Consider the following 16,565-nt stretch of genomic DNA (forward strand, 5'->3'; position numbering starts at 1 on the left):
TCCGGGCCCCGCGGCCGCCTCAGGACTCCGGCTGCTCGATGAGCTGGGCGATGTAGAGCGCCTCCCCGAGCTTCTCCAGCAGTTCGAGCTGGGTGTCGAGGTAGTCGATGTGCTTCTCCTCGTCCTCCAGGATCGCCTCGAAGATGTTGGCCGAGGTGACGTCGTTCTTGGCCCGCATCACCACGATGCCGCGCTTGAGCCGGTCGATCGCCTCCACCTCGACCTGCCGGTCGGCCTCGAACATCTCCTTGACCGTCTGGCCGATCCGGACGTGGAAGAGCCGCTGGTAGTTGGGCAGTCCGTCGAGGAAGAGGATCCGGTCGGTGAGCACCTCGGCGTGCTTCATCTCGTCGAACGACTCGTGCCGGGTGTACTTCGCGAGCTTCGTCCAGCCGAAGTTCTCCTGCATCTTGGCGTGCAGGAAGTACTGGTTGATTGCGGTCAGCTCGGCGGTGAGCTGTTCGTTGAGGAACTCGATGACCTCTGCGTCGCCCTTCATGGCGCTGCCTTCCTGCTCTGCGTGCGGGATCAGGGCCGTTCACCCTCCGGCTCCGGTTGCAGCATCCTGGCACCGCTGTGGGAAGAAATTCCAGTAAGTTCACACTCACTAGGACATGTGTCGGAATATCCGATTTGCCCCGCGCACGGGGAAGCCCACGCCCCGCCGTTGGCCCGTACGAGCGGGGCGCGCGGGCCTGGGAAGGGGCGCGCGGTGGCCGTCGTCCGCCGTCTGTCACCATGGATCCATGGGTCAGTCCGAACAAGAACCGTCGTCGCCGTCTGACCCCCGGCTCCCGCCCGGCCAGCGCGTGCAGCGCGGCTGGCCCGCCCTGCACTACGGCCCGGTGCCCCGCTTCAAGCCGCTGACCTGGGAACTCCAGGTGTTCGGCGCGACCGCCTCGGCGGAGAAGCGCAGCTGGGACTTCGAGGGCTTCAGCGCCCTGCCCCGCACCACCGTGTGGGCGGACCTGCACTGCGTCACCCGCTTCTCGGTGCTCGACGGCGAGTGGACCGGCGTGTCCGCCGCCCTCCTGCTCGACCTGGAGCCGCCGGACACCGGCGTCACCCACGTCATGGTCTGGGCCGAGTACGGCTACAGCGCCAACCTGCGGCTGGAGGACTTCGCCGCCCCCGACACCCTGCTCGCCACCCACCGCGACGGCGAGGCGCTCACCGCCGAGCACGGCTTCCCGGTCCGGCTGGTCGTCCCGCGGCTCTACGCCTGGAAGGGCCCCAAGTGGGTCCGGGCGGTCGAGTACATGCGGGCCGACCGGCGCGGCTTCTGGGAGGAGCGCGGCTACCACAACCGGGCCGACCCCTGGCGGGAGCAGCGCTACTCCTACCAGGAGGAGCCGGGCGACGGCCCGCTGCGCTGACCGGGCCGGGCGCGCCTAGAGGAACGGCAGGGTGACCGTGACCACGGAGCGCTGCGGACGGCGCTCGCCGGCCGCCGGGGACTGGCCGGTCACCTTGCCGGTGCCGAACAGGTTGACCCCGCTGCTCTGCATGGTGAAACCGGCCGCCTGGAGCGCCTTCTCCGCGGCCTCCTTGGACATCCCGGTGACGTCCGGGACCGGCACCATGCCCTTGCTGACCACCAGCGCGACCGGTGTGTTCTCCGCGACCTGCTGCCCGGCCGCCGGTGAGCTGCTGATCACCGAGCCCTCGGGGACGGAGTCGTTGTAGGTCTCGGTCACCGTGCCGGCCGCCAGCTGCGCCCCGGTCAGTGCCGAGGCGGCCTGGGCGGACGGGCGGCCGACCACGTCGGGGACGGCGATCCGCTTGGGCCCGCGCGAGACGGTGAGGGTGACGGCGTCGCTCTTCCTGGTCCGGGTGCCCACGCCGGGGTCGGCCGCCATCACCTGGCCGGCCGGGACGGACTCGCTGTACGCCTCGGAGACCCGCCCGTGCATGCCGGCGGCGTCCAGGATCCGCTCCGCCTCGCGGCGGTCCTTGCCGAGCACGCCCGGCACCGTGCCGTACACCGCGCCGGAGATCGCGAACGTCGCCCCGCCGACCAGCAGCACCAGGGCGGTGACCACGGCCGCCCAGATCAGCGGCCCGCGCGGCAGCCGGCGGGCGGCGGAGCGGGCGCGCGGGGCCCGCCGGGCGCGGGGCGCGCGCTCCGGCGGCGGCTCGTCGTACGGGCGCGGCTCGGTGAGCAGCTGGTCCATGACGTCCGGCGGCACGTCCAGCACGCTGGTGCGCTCGACCGGGGGCGCGGGCATCAGCACCGGGGTGAGCACCGAGGTCGCCTCGCCGGTGGGGTACTGCGGGCTGGGGCGGGTGGAGGCGGGCGGTTCGGCGTCCAGCTGGGCCGGGGTGAGCCGGGGGCGGACCCGCTGCAGGGCGGCGAGCAGCTCCACCGCGTCGAACGGACGGTCCGCGCGCTCCCGGGCGCAGGCGCCCGCCACTATGGCGTCCAGCTCGGGCACCACGCCGGGGACGGTCGCGGACGGCGCCGGGACGTCCTCGTGCAGGTGGCGGTACATCACCTGGACGGGGTTCTCGCCGGTGTGCGGGCGCGAGCCGGTGAGCATCTCGTACAGCAGGATGCCGGCCGCGTAGACGTCCACCCGCTGGTCGGTCTCGGCGCCCGGGCGGATCTGCTCGGGCGCGAGGTAGGAGACGGTGCCGAGCACGGTGCCGGCCGTCGCGGTGGTGGAGGTGGTGGCGCCGTCGGCGGCGTTCAGCACCCGGACCAGACCGAAGTCGGCGACCTTGACCAGGCCGTCGTCGGTGATCAGGACGTTCTCCGGCTTGACGTCGCGGTGCACCAGGCCGGCCCGGTGGGCGGCGCCGAGCGCGGCGAGTACCGGTTCCAGGATGTCCAGGGCGGCCCGGATGGACAGCGCGCCGCGGTCGCGCAGCAGGTCGCGCAGGGTGCCGCCGGGCACGTACTCCATGGCGAGGAAGACGGTCCCGCCGTCGGCGCCCTGGTCGAAGACGTTGACGACGTTGGGGTGGGCGAGCCGGGCGACGGCCTTGGCCTCGCGGATGAAGCGGGTGGTGAACGCGGTGTCCCCGGCCAGCGAGGGGTGCATCACCTTGAGCGCCACGACCCGGTCGAGCCGGGTGTCGGTGCCCCGGTAGACGGTGGACATCCCGCCCGCGGCGATCCGCCGCTCGACCCGGTACCGGCCGTCGAGCAGGGTACCGATCAGGGGGTCGCGCAGTGCCATGTCCACCCGGCGAGTCTAGGGCGTGGCCGTGCGCGGGCCCCGGGGGACACCGCCCCCGGGGCCGCTCTGTGCCCGGTTTGTGACACCGGGCCGATGATCGCAGGAACGATCCGGAATGCGGCCCGCCCACGGGGCCCGCTCAGAAGGCGGGGTGCTCGCGGGTGTCCAGGTCGGCGCGGCCGGCCATCGCGGAGGAGGCCTCGGCGTGGAACCGGCGCGGGATCCGGCCCGCCCGGTGGGCGAGGCGGCCGGCCTCGGCGGCGTGCCGCATCGCGTCGGCCATCAGCACCGGGTCCTGGGCGCGGGTGACGGCCGAGGCCAGCATCACCGCGGCGCAGCCCAGCTCCATCGCCAGCGCGACGTCCGAGGCGGTGCCGGCGCCGGCGTCCAGGATCACCGGGACGCCCGCGCTCTCCACGATCAGCTGGAAGTTGTGCGGGTTGCGGATGCCGAGACCGGAGCCGATCGGCGAGCCCAGCGGCATGATCGCCGCGCAGCCGACGTCCTCCAGCTTGCGGGCGAGCACCGGGTCGTCGTTGGTGTACGGCAGCACCGTGAAACCGTCGTCGACCAGGGTCTCGGCGGCGTCCAGCAGCTCGATCGGGTCCGGCAGGAGGGTCCGCTCGTCGGCGATCACCTCCAGCTTGACCCAGTCCGTGCCGAGCGCCTCGCGGGCCAGCCGGGCGGTCAGCACGGCCTCGCCGGCGGTGAAGCAGCCGGCCGTGTTGGGCAGCACGCGGATGCTGTTGCGGCTCAGCACGTCGAGCACCGAGCCCTGGGTGGTGGCGTTCACCCGGCGCATCGCCACGGTGGTCAGCTCGGTGCCGGACACCTGGAGCGCCTGCTCCAGGACCTCCAGGCTCGGGGCGCCGCCGGTGCCCATGATCAGCCGGGAGGAGAAGGACGTCCCGGCGATGGTGAGAAGGTCGTCGGCCATCGGTCAGCCCCCCTGCACGGCGGTGAGGATCTCGATCCGGTCGCCCGCCGACAGCGGGGTGCGCGACCACTCGGTGCGCGGCACCACGGCCTCGTTGAGGGCGGCGGCGACGCCGGAGTGCGCCTGGCTGAGGGTGGCGACCACCTCGGCGAGGGTGGTCGAGGCGGGCACCTCGCGGGGCTCGCCGTTGACGCTCAGGGGGATGTCGGTGCGGGGGCTCATGCCGGGACCTTCGTGAATCGGGTGGGGGCGAACGGGCGGGCGAGCTCCGGCAGGGTGCCGGTGGCCAGGTACTCGGCCACCAGGTCGCCGGTGACGGGCGTCAGCAGGACGCCGTTGCGGTAGTGGCCGGTCGCGGCGACCAGGCCGGGCAGCGCGGTCGGGCCGAGCAGCGGCGCGTTGTCCGGCGAGCCGGGGCGCAGCCCGGCGCCGGTCTCCACCAGCGGCAGCTCGGTGATGCCGGGGACCAGCTCGTGCGCGTCGCGCAGCAGCTCGTACACCCCGCCGGCGGTGACCGTGGTGTCGTGGCCCTGCTCCTCGGTCGTCGCGCCGACCACCAGCTCGCCGTTCTCGCGCGGCACCAGGTAGAGGTGGCCGCCGCGCACGACGGCGCGCACGTTGCGGGACAGGAACGGCCGGTAGGCCCCGGGCACCCGCAGCCGCAGGACCTGGCCCTTGACCGGGCGGATCGCCGGCAGCACGCCCGGGGGCAGGCCGGGCAGCAGGTGGCTGCGCGAGCCGGCCGCGAGCACCACCCGCTCGGCGGTGACGCTCCCGCCGGTGGCCAGCCGGGCGCCGGTCGCGCGGTCGTTCCCGACCAGCAGCTCGGTGACCTCGGAGCGGTGCAGCACCGCGCCCGCCCGCTCGCAGGCCTCCACCAGAGCCGCGGCCAGCCGGCGGCCATCCACCTGGTGGTCGTCGGTGACGTGCAGGCCGCCGCGCACGCCCGGGGCGAGCATCGGCTCCAGCCGGCGGGCCTCGCGGCCGGTGAGCCACTGCGAGTCCAGCCCGAGCCGCCGGTGGAAGGCGTGCAGCTCGCGCAGTTCCTCGCGGTCGTCGGAGTCGAGGGCGACGGCGATCGTGCCGCACTGCCGGTAGCCGGTGTCCAGGCCGCCGCTCGCTTCGGTGAGCTCGGCGGCGAAGGCCGCGTACCGCTCGTTGGAGGCCATGCCGAGGCGCAGCAGCGGCTCCTCGCCGTACTGCAGTTCGGTGACCGGGGCGAGCATGCCCGCCGCCACCTGGGCGGCGCCGCCGCCGGGCCTGGGGTCGGCCACGGCCACGCGCAGTCCGCGCTGGGCCGCCCGCCAGGCGACCACGAGTCCGATGATCCCACCGCCGATGACCAGCACATCGGCGTGGGCGCCCGGTGCCGAGCGTGTCAAAGCTGCTCTCCCTTCGCCGGTATGACCCGGATCAGGTTCGGACGGTCGCAGGCCGTGCCAGCCCGCCTCTCAGCCCGGTCCGCCGGGCTCCCGTGATGGTGCCCCCACCTTAACTCCGGGCGCCGCGCCCCCTGAAGGTGCCCGGACGGGGGCGGCCCGGGGCCCGGGGGCGGCCTAGGTCCAGGGGCCCGGGACCGGGCTCAGTACAGTGACGGGCGTGGCTGAACTGAGCGGAACGGGACGGACGGACCGGGTGGTCGTGGTCGGCGCCGGGCTGGCCGGGGCGCAGTGCGCCGCGGTGCTGCGGCGCGACGGCTGGCAGGGGCGGATCACACTGGTCGGCGAGGAACCGCACGCGCCGTACGACCGGCCGCCGCTCTCCAAGGACGTCCTGCTCGGCAAGACCGACAGCACCGCCCTCGACCTCGACTTCGCGCAGCTCGGCGTCGAGCTGCTCACCGGCCGCCGCGCCACCGGCCTCACCCCCGGCGGCCCCGGCGGCGCGGGCGTGCTGCACACCGACGCCGGGGACGAGCCGTACGGCACGCTGGTGATCGCCACCGGCGCCGAGCCCCGCGCGCTGCCCGGCGCCGAGCGCGCCCACCTGCTGCACACCCTGGACGACGCGCTCGCGCTGCGCGCCCTGCTCCGCCCGGGCCTGCGCCTGGTGCTGGTGGGCGCGGGCTGGATCGGCGCCGAGGTGGCCACCGCCGCCCGGGCGGCCGGCTGCGAGGTGACCGTGGTCGAGGCCGGCCCGGCGCCCGTCCCCGGCGCGCTGCCCACCGCGATCGGCCGGGCGATGGCCGCCTGGTACGCCGAGGCCGGGGTGGAGCTGCGCTGCGGCACCGGCGTCGCCGCCGTCGAGCCGGGCGCGGTGCTGCTCGCCGACGGCTCGCACCTGCCCGCGGACGAGGTGGTGGTCGGCATCGGCGCCCGCCCTGCCACCGGCTGGCTGGCCGGCACCGGGGTCGCCCTGGACGCGGCCGGCGCCGTCCTGGTCGACGAGCGGCTGCGCACCACCGTGCCGGGCGTGCTCGCGGCCGGCGACTGCGTCGGCTACCCCTCGGCCCGCTCCGGCAGCCGGCTGACCGTCCAGCACTGGGACCACGCGCTGCAGTCCGGCGAGGCGGTCGCCGCCACCGTGCTGGGGACGGACACGCCGCCGTACGACCCGGTGCAGTACTTCTGGTCCGAGCAGTTCGGGCGGATGGTGCAGTACGCCGGCCGGCACGGCGAGGGCGACGAGCTGCTGTGGCGCGGCGCGCCGGGCGACGCCGACTGGTCGGTGCTCTGGCTGCGCGACGGCGCCCTGCGCGCGCTGCTCGCGGTCGACCGGCCGCGCGACCTCACCCAGGGCCGGCGGCTGATCGAGCGCGGCGCGGTGCTCGACGCGGCCCGCGCCGCCGACCCCGCCGTCCCGCTGAAGGCGGCCGTCGCCGCCGGGTAGCGGACCCGATTGGTGCGCGGCGGGCCGCCGAGGTGGCAGTCTGGTGGCGTGAGTGAGATCGAAGCCAAGATTGAAGACCTGGTCCCCGCGTGGCTGTACCTCCCCGACATCTCCGAGAAGTGGGGCCTGGTGGTCACCGAGGTCCGCAACATGGTCAAGAAGGGTGACCTGATCGCCGTCCGCCGCGGCCCCAACAAGTCGCTGCAGGTCCCGGCGGCGTTCATCGACGAGACCGGCCCGGTGAAGCACCTGGTCGGCACGCTGACGGTGCTGCGCGACAGCGGGTTCAGCGACGAGGAGATCCTCGAGTGGATGTTCACCGAGGACCCGTCGCTGCCCGGCACCCCCATCCAGGCGCTGCAGGAGAACCGGGCCACCGAGGTCAAGCGCCGCGCCCAGGCGATGGCGCTGTGACCGACCCGGCCACGACCGCGCCGGCCGTGACCGACCGGCGGGCCCGGCTCGCCGACGCCCGGCTCTACCTGTGCACCGACGCCCGGCGCGAGCGCGGCGACCTCGCCGCGTTCCTGGACGCCGCGCTGGCCGGCGGCGTGGACATCGTCCAGCTCCGGGACAAGGGCCTGGAGGCCAGGCAGGAGCTGGCGGCGCTGGAGGTCTTCGCCGACGCCTGCCGCCGGCACGGCAAGCTGCTCGCCGTCAACGACCGCGCGGACGTCGCCCACGCGGCCGGCCCGGACGTGCTGCACCTGGGCCAGGACGACCTTCCGGTGCCCGCCGCCCGGGCGATCATCGGCGAGGACGTGCTGATCGGGCGCTCCTGCCACGCCGAGTCGGAGGTGGACGCGGCCGCCGCCGAGCCCGGCGTCGACTACTTCTGCACCGGCCCGGTCTGGCCGACCCCGACCAAGCCGGGCCGGCCCGCGCCGGGCCTGGGCCTGGTCGAGTACGCGGCGAAGCTGGGGACCGGGCGGCCGTGGTTCGCCATCGGCGGCATCGACCTCGGCAACCTGGACGAGGTGCTGGCCGCCGGCGCCCGCCGGGTCGTGGTGGTCCGGGCCATCACCGCCGCGGACGACCCGGGGGCCGCGGCCGCCGAGTTCGCCCGCCGGCTGCGCGCGCTCTGAGCGAACGGGGCCGCCGCCGTCCGTCCTGGCCCGTGCGAACGGGTCAGTACTTGCGGACGGTGGCGGCCTCGGCCAGTGCCAGCAGCGTCCCGCGGGCCCGGGCGTCCGCCAGCGGGGCGGCCTCCAGCGCGGCCAGCGCCTGGCGCAGCAGCACCTCGATCCGCTGTTCCACCCGCTCCGGCGCGCCGCTGCGGGCCACCAGGTCACGCAGCCCGGCGACCTCGCCGGGGGTGAGGTCCGGCGCGCCCAGCCGCTCGTCCAGGTGCCGCGCCTCGGCGGCCGGCAGACCCCGCATGGCGTGCGCGACCAGCAGCGTCCGCTTGCCCTCGCGCAGGTCGTCGCCGGCCGGCTTGCCGGTGACCGCCGGGTCGCCGAACACGCCGAGCAGGTCGTCCCGCAGCTGGAACGCCTCGCCCAGCGGCAGGCCGAACGCCCCGTACGCCTCCACCAGCCGGGGCGGGGCGCCCGCCAGCAGCGCGCCCACCTGGAGCGGCCGCTCGATGGTGTACTTGGCCGACTTGTAGTGCAGGACGGTCTGCGCCCGCTCCAGCGCGCCGTGGTCGGTGGAGTCCCCGGCCACCGGCTCCAGGACGTCCAGGTACTGGCCGACCATGACCTCGGTGCGCATCAGGTCGAACATCGGCTTGGCGGCCAGCACCGCCGCCGGGTCCAGGCCGGAGTTCAGGAACAGCTCGTCGCACCAGATCAGCAGCAGGTCGCCGAGCAGCACCGCCGCCGAGGCGCCGTACTGCTCGCGGTCGCCGCGCCAGCCGCGCTCGCGGTGCATCGCCTCGAAGCGGCGGTGCACCGAGGGCAGGCCGCGGCGGGTGTCGCTGCGGTCCATGAGGTCGTCGTGGACGAGCGCGCTGGCCTGCAGCAGCTCCAGGGCCGCCGCCGCCCGGGCGATCCCCTCGCCGGCCGCCGGGCCGCCGGCCCCCCGCCAGCCCCAGTAGCAGAACGCCGGGCGCAGCCGCTTGCCGCCGTCCAGCAGGAAGTCGCGCAGCGCCTCGGTGACCGGCTCCAACTGGGGCGAGACCTTGCTGAGCAGGGCCGACTGGCCGTCCATGAAGCCGACGAGGGCGGCGTTGACGCGCTCGCGCACGTCCTCCACGTCAATCGGGTTGGCCGGCCGGTGGCTGGACGAGGTCACGATGGGGCTCCGGAGGTAGCTGGGGTGCAGCAAGCGTATCCGGGGCGGCGGGGAACAGCCGTACGGACGAGCTCCGGGTGGGCCCTCGGACTCCTGTTCGCCCGTTCGCCCCGCCCGGAGCGGGCGCCGTCCACCCGGAGTCCCGCCACGGTCCATCCGGAGTCCACCGGGCATCCATCCGGCGTCTCACGGACTGGGACCGAGTTGTTCGCGCCCTTGCGCCGACGGCTAACCTGCCATCATGGCACTCGGTATCGCTTCGACCAGACCGGACCGCGCGCAGACGGTCCGCGACCTCCTGGCGGCCGGAAAGCGGTCCTTCTCCTTCGAGTTCATGCCGCCGCGCAGCGAGGCCGGGGAGCAGAAGCTCTGGGACGCCATCCGGCGGCTCGAACCGCTCGACCCCAACTTCGTCTGCATGACGTACGGCGCCGGCGGCACCTCGCGCGAGCGCACCGTGAACATGGTCGGGCGGATCGCCACCGAGACCACGCTCACCCCGGTGGCCCACCTGACCGCCGTCGACCACTCGGTCGCCGAGCTGCGCAACATCATCGGCCAGTACGCCGACCAGGGCGTGCGCAACGTCCTCGCGGTGCGGGGCGACCCGCCCGGCGACCCGATGGGCGAGTGGGTCAGCCACCCGCAGGGCGTCACCTACGCGTACGAGCTGGTCGAGCTGATCAAGGGCATCGGCGACTTCTGCGTCGGCGTGGCGGCCTCGCCCAACATGCACCCGCGCTCGACCGACTGGGACGACGACATCCGCCACTTCGTGGCGAAGGTCCGCTCCGGCGCCGACTACGCGATCACCCAGATGTTCTTCGAGGTCGACGACTACCTGCGGCTGCGCGACCGGGTGGTGGCCGCCGGCTGCGAGACGCCGATCATCCCGGAGATCATGCCGGTCACCAACGCCAAGCAGCTGGAGCGCTTCCCGCAGCTGAGCGGCTCGGCCTTCCCGCCGGACCTGGAGGCCAGGCTGCGGGCGGTGGTCGACGACCCGGCGGCGCTGCGCGCGGTCGGCATGGAGCACGCCACCGCGATGTCCGAGCGGCTGCTGGCGGAGGGCGTCCCCGGGCTGCACTTCATCACGCTGAACCACTCGACGGCGACCCTGGAGATCTACCAGAACCTCGGCCTGCACCAGCGTTGAGCTGCGGCGCGTCCCGTCCGCCGGGGCCGCCGCGGCGGTTGGTCCGGCGGACGGGAACGCGATGCGGTACCCGGGCCGTTGAACCGGTACAGTCGCCGCACACGCGCGGCGGGCGCGGGCACGCGACTGGAGGTAGCGGGCGGGATGGGCATCGGATACCTGCTGCTGTACGCCGCGTTGGCGGTGGTGGCGCTTTGGCTGGTCGCCGAGCTGCTGTTCCAGAACCGGGCTCCGCTGCACTGGCGCGGACTCGCCCTGGCCGGCTTCCTCGCGGTGGCCGGCGGGATGGTGGTCGGCTCCGTGCCGGTGATCGGCGGGGGCGCGGCGATGTTCGCGCTCGGGCAGACCTTCGTGACGCTGTCGGTGAAGCGCGGGTACGCGGCCGGGTGGTCGCTGCGGGCGGCGGACGGGAGCCTGCCCGGGCCGCTCGCCAAGGTGCCGCTGCTGGGCGCGCTCACCGGTGGGGGAGCGGTGGCCGCGGCGGTGGTCGCGGTGAAGCAGGTCGGCGAGGTCGGCGCCGTGGAGGAGGCTCCGGCCGCCGGGGTGCCGGACGAGGAGACGGCCGTCGAGCAGACCGCCGCGTTCGAGATGCAGGAGCTGGCCGCCGACGGCGTGTACGCGCCGGCGTACTACGAGCAGCAGCAGACCGAGGTGCTCCAGGCCGTCCCGCAGCAGGACGCCTACTACGACCCGGCGCAGCAGCAGTACAGCTACGACCAGCAGCAGCAGTGGCAGCAGCAGCAGTACGGCTACGACCAGGGCTACGGCGGCTACCCGCAGCAGGAGCAGTACGGCACCTACCAGCAGCAGCCCGACCCCTACGGCGGCTACCAGCAGCAGCCCACGCCCCAGTACGGCTACGACCAGCAGCAGCAGTGGCAGCAGCAGCCCGAGCAGCCCGACCAGCCCGTCAACGGCATCCCCCAGCAGCCCCAGTACGACCAGTACGGCTACCAGCAGCAGCACCCCACCTGGCAGCAACAGCCCTGACCCCGAGCCGTCCCGCCCCGGACGCCGCGCCCTGAGAGCAGGAAGCCGGCCGGTCCGACTTCCTGCTCCGCGTGTGGGGGTGGTGCGTGGCGGCGCGGTCAGCTGTGTGCGATGACGCTCCGTGTCGCGGGCCGACTTTCCGGTCCGGGCCGGGGGTCAGGCGGGGCCGATGAGGTTGGCGACGATGCAGGCGGACATGCCGACGCGGGCGAGGCCGCCGCCGGGGTGGGCGGCGCCGCCGGTGAGGTAGAGGCCGGGGTGGTCCGCGTTGGGGGCCTGGAGGAGGGCGCCGTCGAGGCCGGCCAGGGCCGGGGGCGGGACGGAGCCGAAGAAGGAGCCGGTCTCGCGCTCGGTGTGCTCGGGGGTGCGGACCACGCGCCAGAGCAGCCGCTCGCGCAGGTTCAGGCCGGCCGCGTCGACGTGGTCGAGCATCCGGTCGGCGAAGGCGTCCGCGACGCCGGGGGCGCCCCAGTCCAGGTCCAGGGACGGCGTGGTCGCGGTCAGCACCACGGCCTCGTGCCCCTCCGGGTGCAGCGACGGGTCGTCCGGCCGCAGCACCTGTACGGTCGGCCGGTCGGTCAGGGGGGCGCCCGGGTCGAAGACGCCCGCCAGCTCGGCGGCCGGGTCGCCGGCGTGCACCACCGTGCGGTGCGCCGTGTCCTGCGGACGTGCGCCACGCAGTGCGAGCAGCACGCTGACCCGCCCCGGCACGCCGTGCAGCCGCTCGGCGGCGGCGGGCCACTCGTCCGAGCTCTCGGCCGCGCTCATCCACTGGGTGTGCAGCACCCGGGCGTCGATCGAGGAGACCACCGCGTCGGCGTCGATCCGGTCGCCCTTGGTCTGCACCCCGCACACCCGCCCGTCGCGGACGATCACCTTGGCGACCGGCGTCTCGAAGCGGAACTCCACCTTGCGCTGCTCGCAGCGCCGGTACACCGCGTCGGCCAGCGCGCGCAGGCCGCCCCTGACGTACCAGACGCCGAAGGACTGCTCCATGTACGGCAGCACGGTCGCCCCGGCGGGGGTGGTGCGCGGGTCGAGACCGAACCGCAGCGCGTGCTCGTGCAGCAGGGCGGTCAGCCCTGGGTGCCCGCCGAGCTGTTCGGCTGCGACGTCGGTGAGCGTCCACTGGCGCGGGCCGCGCCGCCGGCCGAACAGGCCGCGCCGGGCCGGGGCGGGCACGGGGTAGGGATCATCGTGCAGCGGCGACGGGTCGGCGGGCAGCGGCTCCTCCAGCAACGGGCGGCGGGTGGCCTCCCAGACCGTACGGCCGTGGTTGAGCACACCGGCCCACTGCTCGCCCGCGCCCGGGCCGAAGGCCCCGTCGAGGGCCTGGATCACGCCGCCCCGCGAGGCGTTGGGCAGCGAGACGGCCGTGCCGTCGGGGAACAGGTGCCGGCTCTCCGGGTCGACCGGGCCCAGCTCGACCAGCTGTTCCAGCGGCTCGCGCCCGGTCTTCAGCGCGAGGTCGCGGTAGACGGCGGGCAGCGTGAGCAGCCCGGGGCCGGTGTCGAAGGCGAAGCCGTCGCGCTCGTAACGGCCGACCATGCCGCCGTAGGTGCCGCGTGCTTCGCAGACCGTCACCTTGTGCCCGAGGGTCGCCAGCCGGGAAGCCGCCGCGAGCCCGCTCATACCTGCGCCGATGATGACGATCCGTGCCATGGTCCCGATCCTAGATCCGCCGGGTTCATCCTCCGGCCAGTGGCTGCCCGGCCGAGGTCTCGCCGGCCCGGGCCGCGCGGGCCGCCCGGCGCTCGCGGCGGCGGGCGCGGAAGGCGCGGATCCGGTTGATCGCGAACCACACCAGCAGGATGCCGATCAGCAGCAGGACGGTGGCGATCGAGGCGGCCAGCCACGGGTGGAAGATCGCCAGCGTGACCAGCCCGGCCACCGAGACGTCCTCGGCCAGCGAGACCGCGATGTTGCTGGCCGGCTCGGGCGAGGTGTTGACCGCCATCCGCAGCGAGGCCTTCACCAGATGGCTGACCAGCGCCGTCGTGCCGCCCATCGCGCCCGCCGCGACCTCGCCCAGCGAGCCCGGGTCGGTGGAGGCGATCAGCGCGCCGACGGTCGCGCCCGCGACCGGCCGGATCACCGTGTGGGCGACGTCCCAGACGCTGTCCACGTACGGGATCTTGTCGGCCACCGCCTCCAGCAGGAACAGCGCGGCGGCCGCCAGCAGCACGTCGGTGCGCTCCAGGGCCGCCGGCACCGAGTCGGCCCCGGCGAACCGGCCCAGCAGACCGAGCAGCAGCACCACCGCGTAGGCGTTGATCCCGCTGGCCAGTCCGCTGGTGAAGATCAGCGGGACGATCGTCATCCGTCTCCCCGTCCGTTTCCTGCTCGTGGTCCCCGCCGGATTCGGCCCGGCTCGCCGTACCGTACCCGGACGCCGGCGGCGGGAGCGGCGGTTCCCGGTCCCGGTCGTCTGAGTACGGATACTCAGACGGCCGGTTGAGTACCGGCGCGGATGTCCCGCGGCCCGCGCGGACGCCACAGTGGTGGGCACCGGGACGGCGGCGCGTCGGGCGCCCCGCCCCGGCGCCGGTCAGGGCGGCCGCGCACCGCCGGCACGGGGCGGCGGAGCGGGGCCCCGGGGGGACCGGCGACTCCGGGGGGACCGGGCGTACCGAAGCGCCGTCCGTGGGGGGCGGCGCTTCGGCCGCCGGGCGGGACCGGCCGGAAGTGAGCGGTCGGGAGGGGTCCGGGACCACCGCCCGGCCCGATTGTCAGTGGTGCCGTTCACCATGGAGGGGCACGGACCACCCGGACCGTGCGCTGCCTCGGAACGGGGGAGACCATGACCGTCAGCCGTCCTGAGCCCGTCACCGCCCGCCTCCACTCCGCCGCCCACCGACCGGGGAGCGCGCCGCGCTCCTCCGCCCACCGGCCGTCCGCCGGTGCCGACGTGCACCCGGTGCTGCGCCGGGCCGCCGCCCCGCCCGCCGCGCTGGACCTGCTCGCCGAGGCCCACCGCACCCTCACCCGGGCCCGCTCGCTGGAGGACCCGCTGGAGCGGTACGCCGCCGCGCACCTCGCGGCGCTGCGCAGCGTCGCGGCGGTGCTCGCCGTGCGCGGGCGCCCGGAGAAGAGCGAACGGCGCCGCCGGGCGATCCGCAGCGCCTGGGAGGTCCTGCCCGAGGTGGCGCCCGAGCTCGCCGAGTGGGCGCCGTACTTCGCGGCGGGCGCGCGCCGCCGGGCGGCCGCCGAGGCGGGCATCCGGGGCGCGGCCTCGGCCCGCGACGCGGACGACCTGGTCCGCAACTCGGCCCTGTTCCTCCGCCTGGTCGAGCGCCTGCTCGGCCTGCACGCGGCCCCGCCCGCCCCGCGGCTCCCGCTGGACGGCCTGGACGGGCAGCAGGGGGAGGCACGCGTGGCCGGGTGAGCGCGGGGGCGGCCGAGCGGGGGCCGGGGTGCAGAGGGCCTAAGGTGGAGACAACCTGATCGACACTGCACGTGCCAAGGAGTTCCGCCTTGTACCCGACGCGTCCCCGCAGCGCCCTGCGTACCGCCGTGGTGTGGGAGGTGGTGCGCGCCGCCCTGGAGAAGCGGGTGGCCGAGTTGGACCAGCCGGTGCTCGACGTGGTCGACACCGGCGGCGGCACCGGCAACTTCGCCGTGCCGGTGGCCCGGCTGGGCCACCGGGTCACCGTGGTCGACCCGAGCCCGGACGCGCTGTTCGCGCTGGAGCGGCGGGCCGCCGAGGCTGGCGTGACCGACCTGGTCCGCGCCGTGCAGGGCGACACCCAGACGCTCCCCGAGCTGGTCGCGCCCGGCACCGTCGACGCGGTGCTCTGCCACGGCGTGCTGGAGGTCGTCGACGACCCGGCCGAGGCGCTCCGCAGCCTGGCCGGCACCCTGCGCCGGGGCGGCTTCGTGAGCCTGCTGGCCGCCAACCGCAACGGCGCCGTGCTCGCCCGCGCGCTCGGCGGTCACTTCGACGACGCCCGCGCGGTACTGGGCGCCGCCGACGGCCGCTGGGGCGCGAACGACCCGATGCCGCGCCGCTTCACCGGCGAGGAGCTGGACCGGCTGGCGGCCGGCGCCGGTCTGCGGGTGGAGTCGGTGCACGGCGTGCGGGTCTTCGCCGACCTGGTGCCGGGCGTCCTGGTGGACACCGAGCCGGGCGCGCTGGACGCGCTGCTGAAGCTGGAGGAGGCCGCCGCCGGGCAGCCGGCCTTCCACGCGGTGGCGACCCAGCTCCACCTGCTGGCCACCCTGGGCTGACCGGCCGGCCACCGCCGTTCGCCGGCCGACCTCCGGCCGTTCGCCGACGGAATTCCCGCCGTTCGCCGGCGCACCGTCGGCGCGTCTTCCACTCGTCTCCCCGCCTTCTCCTCGGGATCTCCCCAGGTCCGGGCCGATTCCAACGGATCGGGCACTTGTCCGCACCCCTCCGCGTTGAGGAGGGTGCGGCGAGGAGCCGCCGAAGTGGCCGGGCCCACGCGTGGTCGACCACTCCGCGAAGGGCCCGTGGACCGTATGATCTGGGTAAAGCCGGAAAGCATGACCGCCGGACGCTCGGGGCATATGGACGACACGGGCCCGGGCCCCCGCACAGGCGTCCGACCGCGTGTTCTGAAGGCTGATTGGACTTGCCACCCCGACCGGGGCGGCGGACCGGTCGCACCGGCGACCGACGAGTAGGAGGACTCCGTGCCGCTCTCGGAGCACGAGCAGCGACTGCTCGACCAGATGGAGCGAGCGCTGTATGCCGAAGATCCCAAATTCGCGTCGGCGCTTGAGGGAACCGGTCTGCGCACCTACACCCGTCGACGGGTCTATCTGGCCATCGGCGGCTTCGTGGTCGGCATCGGCCTGTTGATGGGCGGCATGGTCGTCGACCAGATCTGGGTCAGTGTGGTGGGCTTCCTGGTGATGCTCGGGTGCGCAGTCTTCGCCGTGACGGGCTGGCGCCGCGGGCCCGCGGGCCAGGCGCAGCGTGCCAGTGGTCCGGCCGCCGCGCCCCGCCGCAAGGCCGGGATGATGGACCGGGTCGAGCAGCGCTGGCAGCGCCGGCGGGACGAGCAGACCGGCGGATTCTGAGACCTCCCGCCCGTACCGGCGGACGGTACGGACGCGACGAGGGCGGGCAGTCGAGCGACTGCCCGCCCTCGTCGCGTGCCCGGGGGGGGGGGCCAGCCCCCCCCCCCGGGCCGGGGCCCCGCCGCCCGTGCCCCCCCGGCGCCCCCCCGGCCAGCCCACGCGGGCCCGTGACGGGGCAGGCCCCCCACCC

The 16,565-nt window shown here is 75.1% G+C and carries 17 protein-coding genes and 1 riboswitch; of the genes, 9 read left to right on the plus strand and 8 right to left on the minus strand.

Translation table 11 applies throughout. The annotated features are described in order from the left end of the window. Nucleotides 1–19: 19 nt before the first annotated feature. Nucleotides 20–499, minus strand: coding sequence for a bacterioferritin (gene bfr, locus ABT238_RS20110; RefSeq protein WP_350566717.1), 480 nt, complete (start codon nt 497–499; stop codon nt 20–22). Between the two features lie 247 nt (nt 500–746). On the opposite strand from bfr, the gene ABT238_RS20115 reads away from it, so the two are divergent. After that, on the plus strand, nt 747–1,376 hold the full coding sequence (locus ABT238_RS20115) for a molybdopterin-dependent oxidoreductase (RefSeq protein WP_350771057.1): 630 nt from the start codon (nt 747–749) through the stop codon (nt 1,374–1,376). Nucleotides 1,377–1,391: 15 nt separating this feature from the next. Here the strand turns inward: ABT238_RS20115 and pknB are convergent, their stop codons facing one another. The 4 genes from pknB to thiO form a co-directional block, all read right to left on the minus strand. Next, a complete protein-coding gene (pknB, locus tag ABT238_RS20120; RefSeq protein ID WP_350566907.1) occupies nt 1,392–3,182 on the minus strand; it encodes a Stk1 family PASTA domain-containing Ser/Thr kinase in 1,791 nt (596 codons plus the stop codon). A gap of 139 nt (nt 3,183–3,321) precedes the next feature. Next, nucleotides 3,322–4,119 carry a thiazole synthase gene (locus tag ABT238_RS20125; protein WP_350566713.1) on the minus strand — a complete coding sequence of 266 codons (798 nt, stop codon included), beginning with the start codon at nt 4,117–4,119 and terminating at the stop codon, nt 3,322–3,324. A 3-nt stretch (nt 4,120–4,122) separates the two neighbouring features. Continuing rightward, a complete protein-coding gene (gene thiS / locus ABT238_RS20130) occupies nt 4,123–4,341 on the minus strand; it encodes a sulfur carrier protein ThiS (protein ID WP_350566711.1) in 219 nt (72 codons plus the stop codon). Next, complete coding sequence (gene thiO / locus ABT238_RS20135) at nt 4,338–5,501, minus strand: glycine oxidase ThiO (RefSeq protein WP_350566709.1); 1,164 nt, start codon at nt 5,499–5,501, stop codon at nt 4,338–4,340. The genes thiS and thiO overlap by 4 nt, the downstream gene beginning before the upstream one ends. Continuing rightward, nucleotides 5,492–5,605, minus strand: a riboswitch (TPP riboswitch). Its footprint overlaps the gene before it by 10 nt. Before the next feature lie 113 nt (nt 5,606–5,718). Here thiO and ABT238_RS20140 point away from each other — a divergent pair. Genes ABT238_RS20140 through thiE form a run of 3 tightly spaced genes read left to right on the plus strand, consistent with a single transcriptional unit; the run spans nt 5,719 to nt 8,033 of the window. Beyond that, nucleotides 5,719–6,948, plus strand: coding sequence for an NAD(P)/FAD-dependent oxidoreductase (locus ABT238_RS20140; RefSeq protein ID WP_502891452.1), 1,230 nt, complete (start codon nt 5,719–5,721; stop codon nt 6,946–6,948). Nucleotides 6,949–6,996: 48 nt separating this feature from the next. Further along, nucleotides 6,997–7,362, plus strand: a complete 366-nt coding sequence (locus ABT238_RS20145) for an Rv2175c family DNA-binding protein (RefSeq protein WP_350566705.1) — start codon at nt 6,997–6,999, stop codon at nt 7,360–7,362. Then, a complete protein-coding gene (gene thiE, locus ABT238_RS20150; RefSeq protein ID WP_350566703.1) occupies nt 7,359–8,033 on the plus strand; it encodes a thiamine phosphate synthase in 675 nt (224 codons plus the stop codon). Before ABT238_RS20145 ends, thiE begins: the two co-directional genes overlap by 4 nt. Nucleotides 8,034–8,076: 43 nt before the next feature. On the opposite strand, the gene ABT238_RS20155 is transcribed toward thiE, so the two are convergent. After that, complete coding sequence (locus tag ABT238_RS20155; protein WP_350566701.1) at nt 8,077–9,183, minus strand: polyprenyl synthetase family protein; 1,107 nt, start codon at nt 9,181–9,183, stop codon at nt 8,077–8,079. A gap of 241 nt (nt 9,184–9,424) precedes the next feature. Between ABT238_RS20155 and metF the strand changes: the two genes are divergently transcribed. Together metF and ABT238_RS20165 are read left to right on the plus strand one after the other, a co-directional pair. Then, nucleotides 9,425–10,339: a methylenetetrahydrofolate reductase [NAD(P)H] gene (metF, locus tag ABT238_RS20160; RefSeq protein WP_350566699.1), complete on the plus strand. Its 915-nt coding sequence runs from the start codon at nt 9,425–9,427 to the stop codon at nt 10,337–10,339. Between the two features lie 144 nt (nt 10,340–10,483). Continuing rightward, a complete protein-coding gene (locus ABT238_RS20165; RefSeq protein WP_350771136.1) occupies nt 10,484–11,329 on the plus strand; it encodes a hypothetical protein in 846 nt (281 codons plus the stop codon). Between the two features lie 156 nt (nt 11,330–11,485). Here the strand turns inward: ABT238_RS20165 and ABT238_RS20170 are convergent, their stop codons facing one another. Continuing rightward, nucleotides 11,486–12,991, minus strand: coding sequence for a phytoene desaturase family protein (locus tag ABT238_RS20170; protein WP_350566695.1), 1,506 nt, complete (start codon nt 12,989–12,991; stop codon nt 11,486–11,488). Nucleotides 12,992–13,016: 25 nt separating this feature from the next. Further along, nucleotides 13,017–13,649: a DUF4126 domain-containing protein gene (locus tag ABT238_RS20175; protein ID WP_350566693.1), complete on the minus strand. Its 633-nt coding sequence runs from the start codon at nt 13,647–13,649 to the stop codon at nt 13,017–13,019. A gap of 480 nt (nt 13,650–14,129) precedes the next feature. Here ABT238_RS20175 and ABT238_RS20180 point away from each other — a divergent pair, with 480 nt between their 5' ends. From ABT238_RS20180 to ABT238_RS20190, 3 genes are all read left to right on the plus strand, one after another. Continuing rightward, nucleotides 14,130–14,714, plus strand: a complete 585-nt coding sequence (locus ABT238_RS20180) for an SAV_6107 family HEPN domain-containing protein (protein ID WP_350566691.1) — start codon at nt 14,130–14,132, stop codon at nt 14,712–14,714. Nucleotides 14,715–14,803: 89 nt separating this feature from the next. Then, a complete protein-coding gene (locus tag ABT238_RS20185) occupies nt 14,804–15,556 on the plus strand; it encodes a methyltransferase domain-containing protein (protein ID WP_350566689.1) in 753 nt (250 codons plus the stop codon). Between the two features lie 429 nt (nt 15,557–15,985). Further along, nucleotides 15,986–16,375, plus strand: coding sequence for an SCO2097 family morphological protein (locus ABT238_RS20190; protein WP_350566687.1), 390 nt, complete (start codon nt 15,986–15,988; stop codon nt 16,373–16,375). The last annotated feature ends 190 nt before the right edge of the window (nt 16,376–16,565 follow it).

Origin of the sequence: Kitasatospora sp. NPDC001527, from assembly GCF_040298605.1 — a bacterium.
In the GTDB taxonomy this organism is placed as follows: domain Bacteria; phylum Actinomycetota; class Actinomycetes; order Streptomycetales; family Streptomycetaceae; genus Kitasatospora.

Coding starts and splice junctions, on each gene's coding strand:
- thiS (WP_350566711.1), bottom strand. CDS start 4,341: ATGAGCCCCCGCACCGACATCCCCCTGAGCGTCAACGGCGAGCCCCGC.
- bfr (WP_350566717.1), bottom strand. CDS start 499: ATGAAGGGCGACGCAGAGGTCATCGAGTTCCTCAACGAACAGCTCACC.
- ABT238_RS20115 (WP_350771057.1), top strand. CDS start 747: ATGGGTCAGTCCGAACAAGAACCGTCGTCGCCGTCTGACCCCCGGCTC.
- ABT238_RS20175 (WP_350566693.1), bottom strand. CDS start 13,649: ATGACGATCGTCCCGCTGATCTTCACCAGCGGACTGGCCAGCGGGATC.
- ABT238_RS20170 (WP_350566695.1), bottom strand. CDS start 12,991: ATGGCACGGATCGTCATCATCGGCGCAGGTATGAGCGGGCTCGCGGCG.
- pknB (WP_350566907.1), bottom strand. CDS start 3,182: ATGGCACTGCGCGACCCCCTGATCGGTACCCTGCTCGACGGCCGGTAC.
- ABT238_RS20125 (WP_350566713.1), bottom strand. CDS start 4,119: ATGGCCGACGACCTTCTCACCATCGCCGGGACGTCCTTCTCCTCCCGG.
- ABT238_RS20165 (WP_350771136.1), top strand. CDS start 10,484: ATGGGCATCGGATACCTGCTGCTGTACGCCGCGTTGGCGGTGGTGGCG.
- ABT238_RS20180 (WP_350566691.1), top strand. CDS start 14,130: ATGACCGTCAGCCGTCCTGAGCCCGTCACCGCCCGCCTCCACTCCGCC.
- metF (WP_350566699.1), top strand. CDS start 9,425: ATGGCACTCGGTATCGCTTCGACCAGACCGGACCGCGCGCAGACGGTC.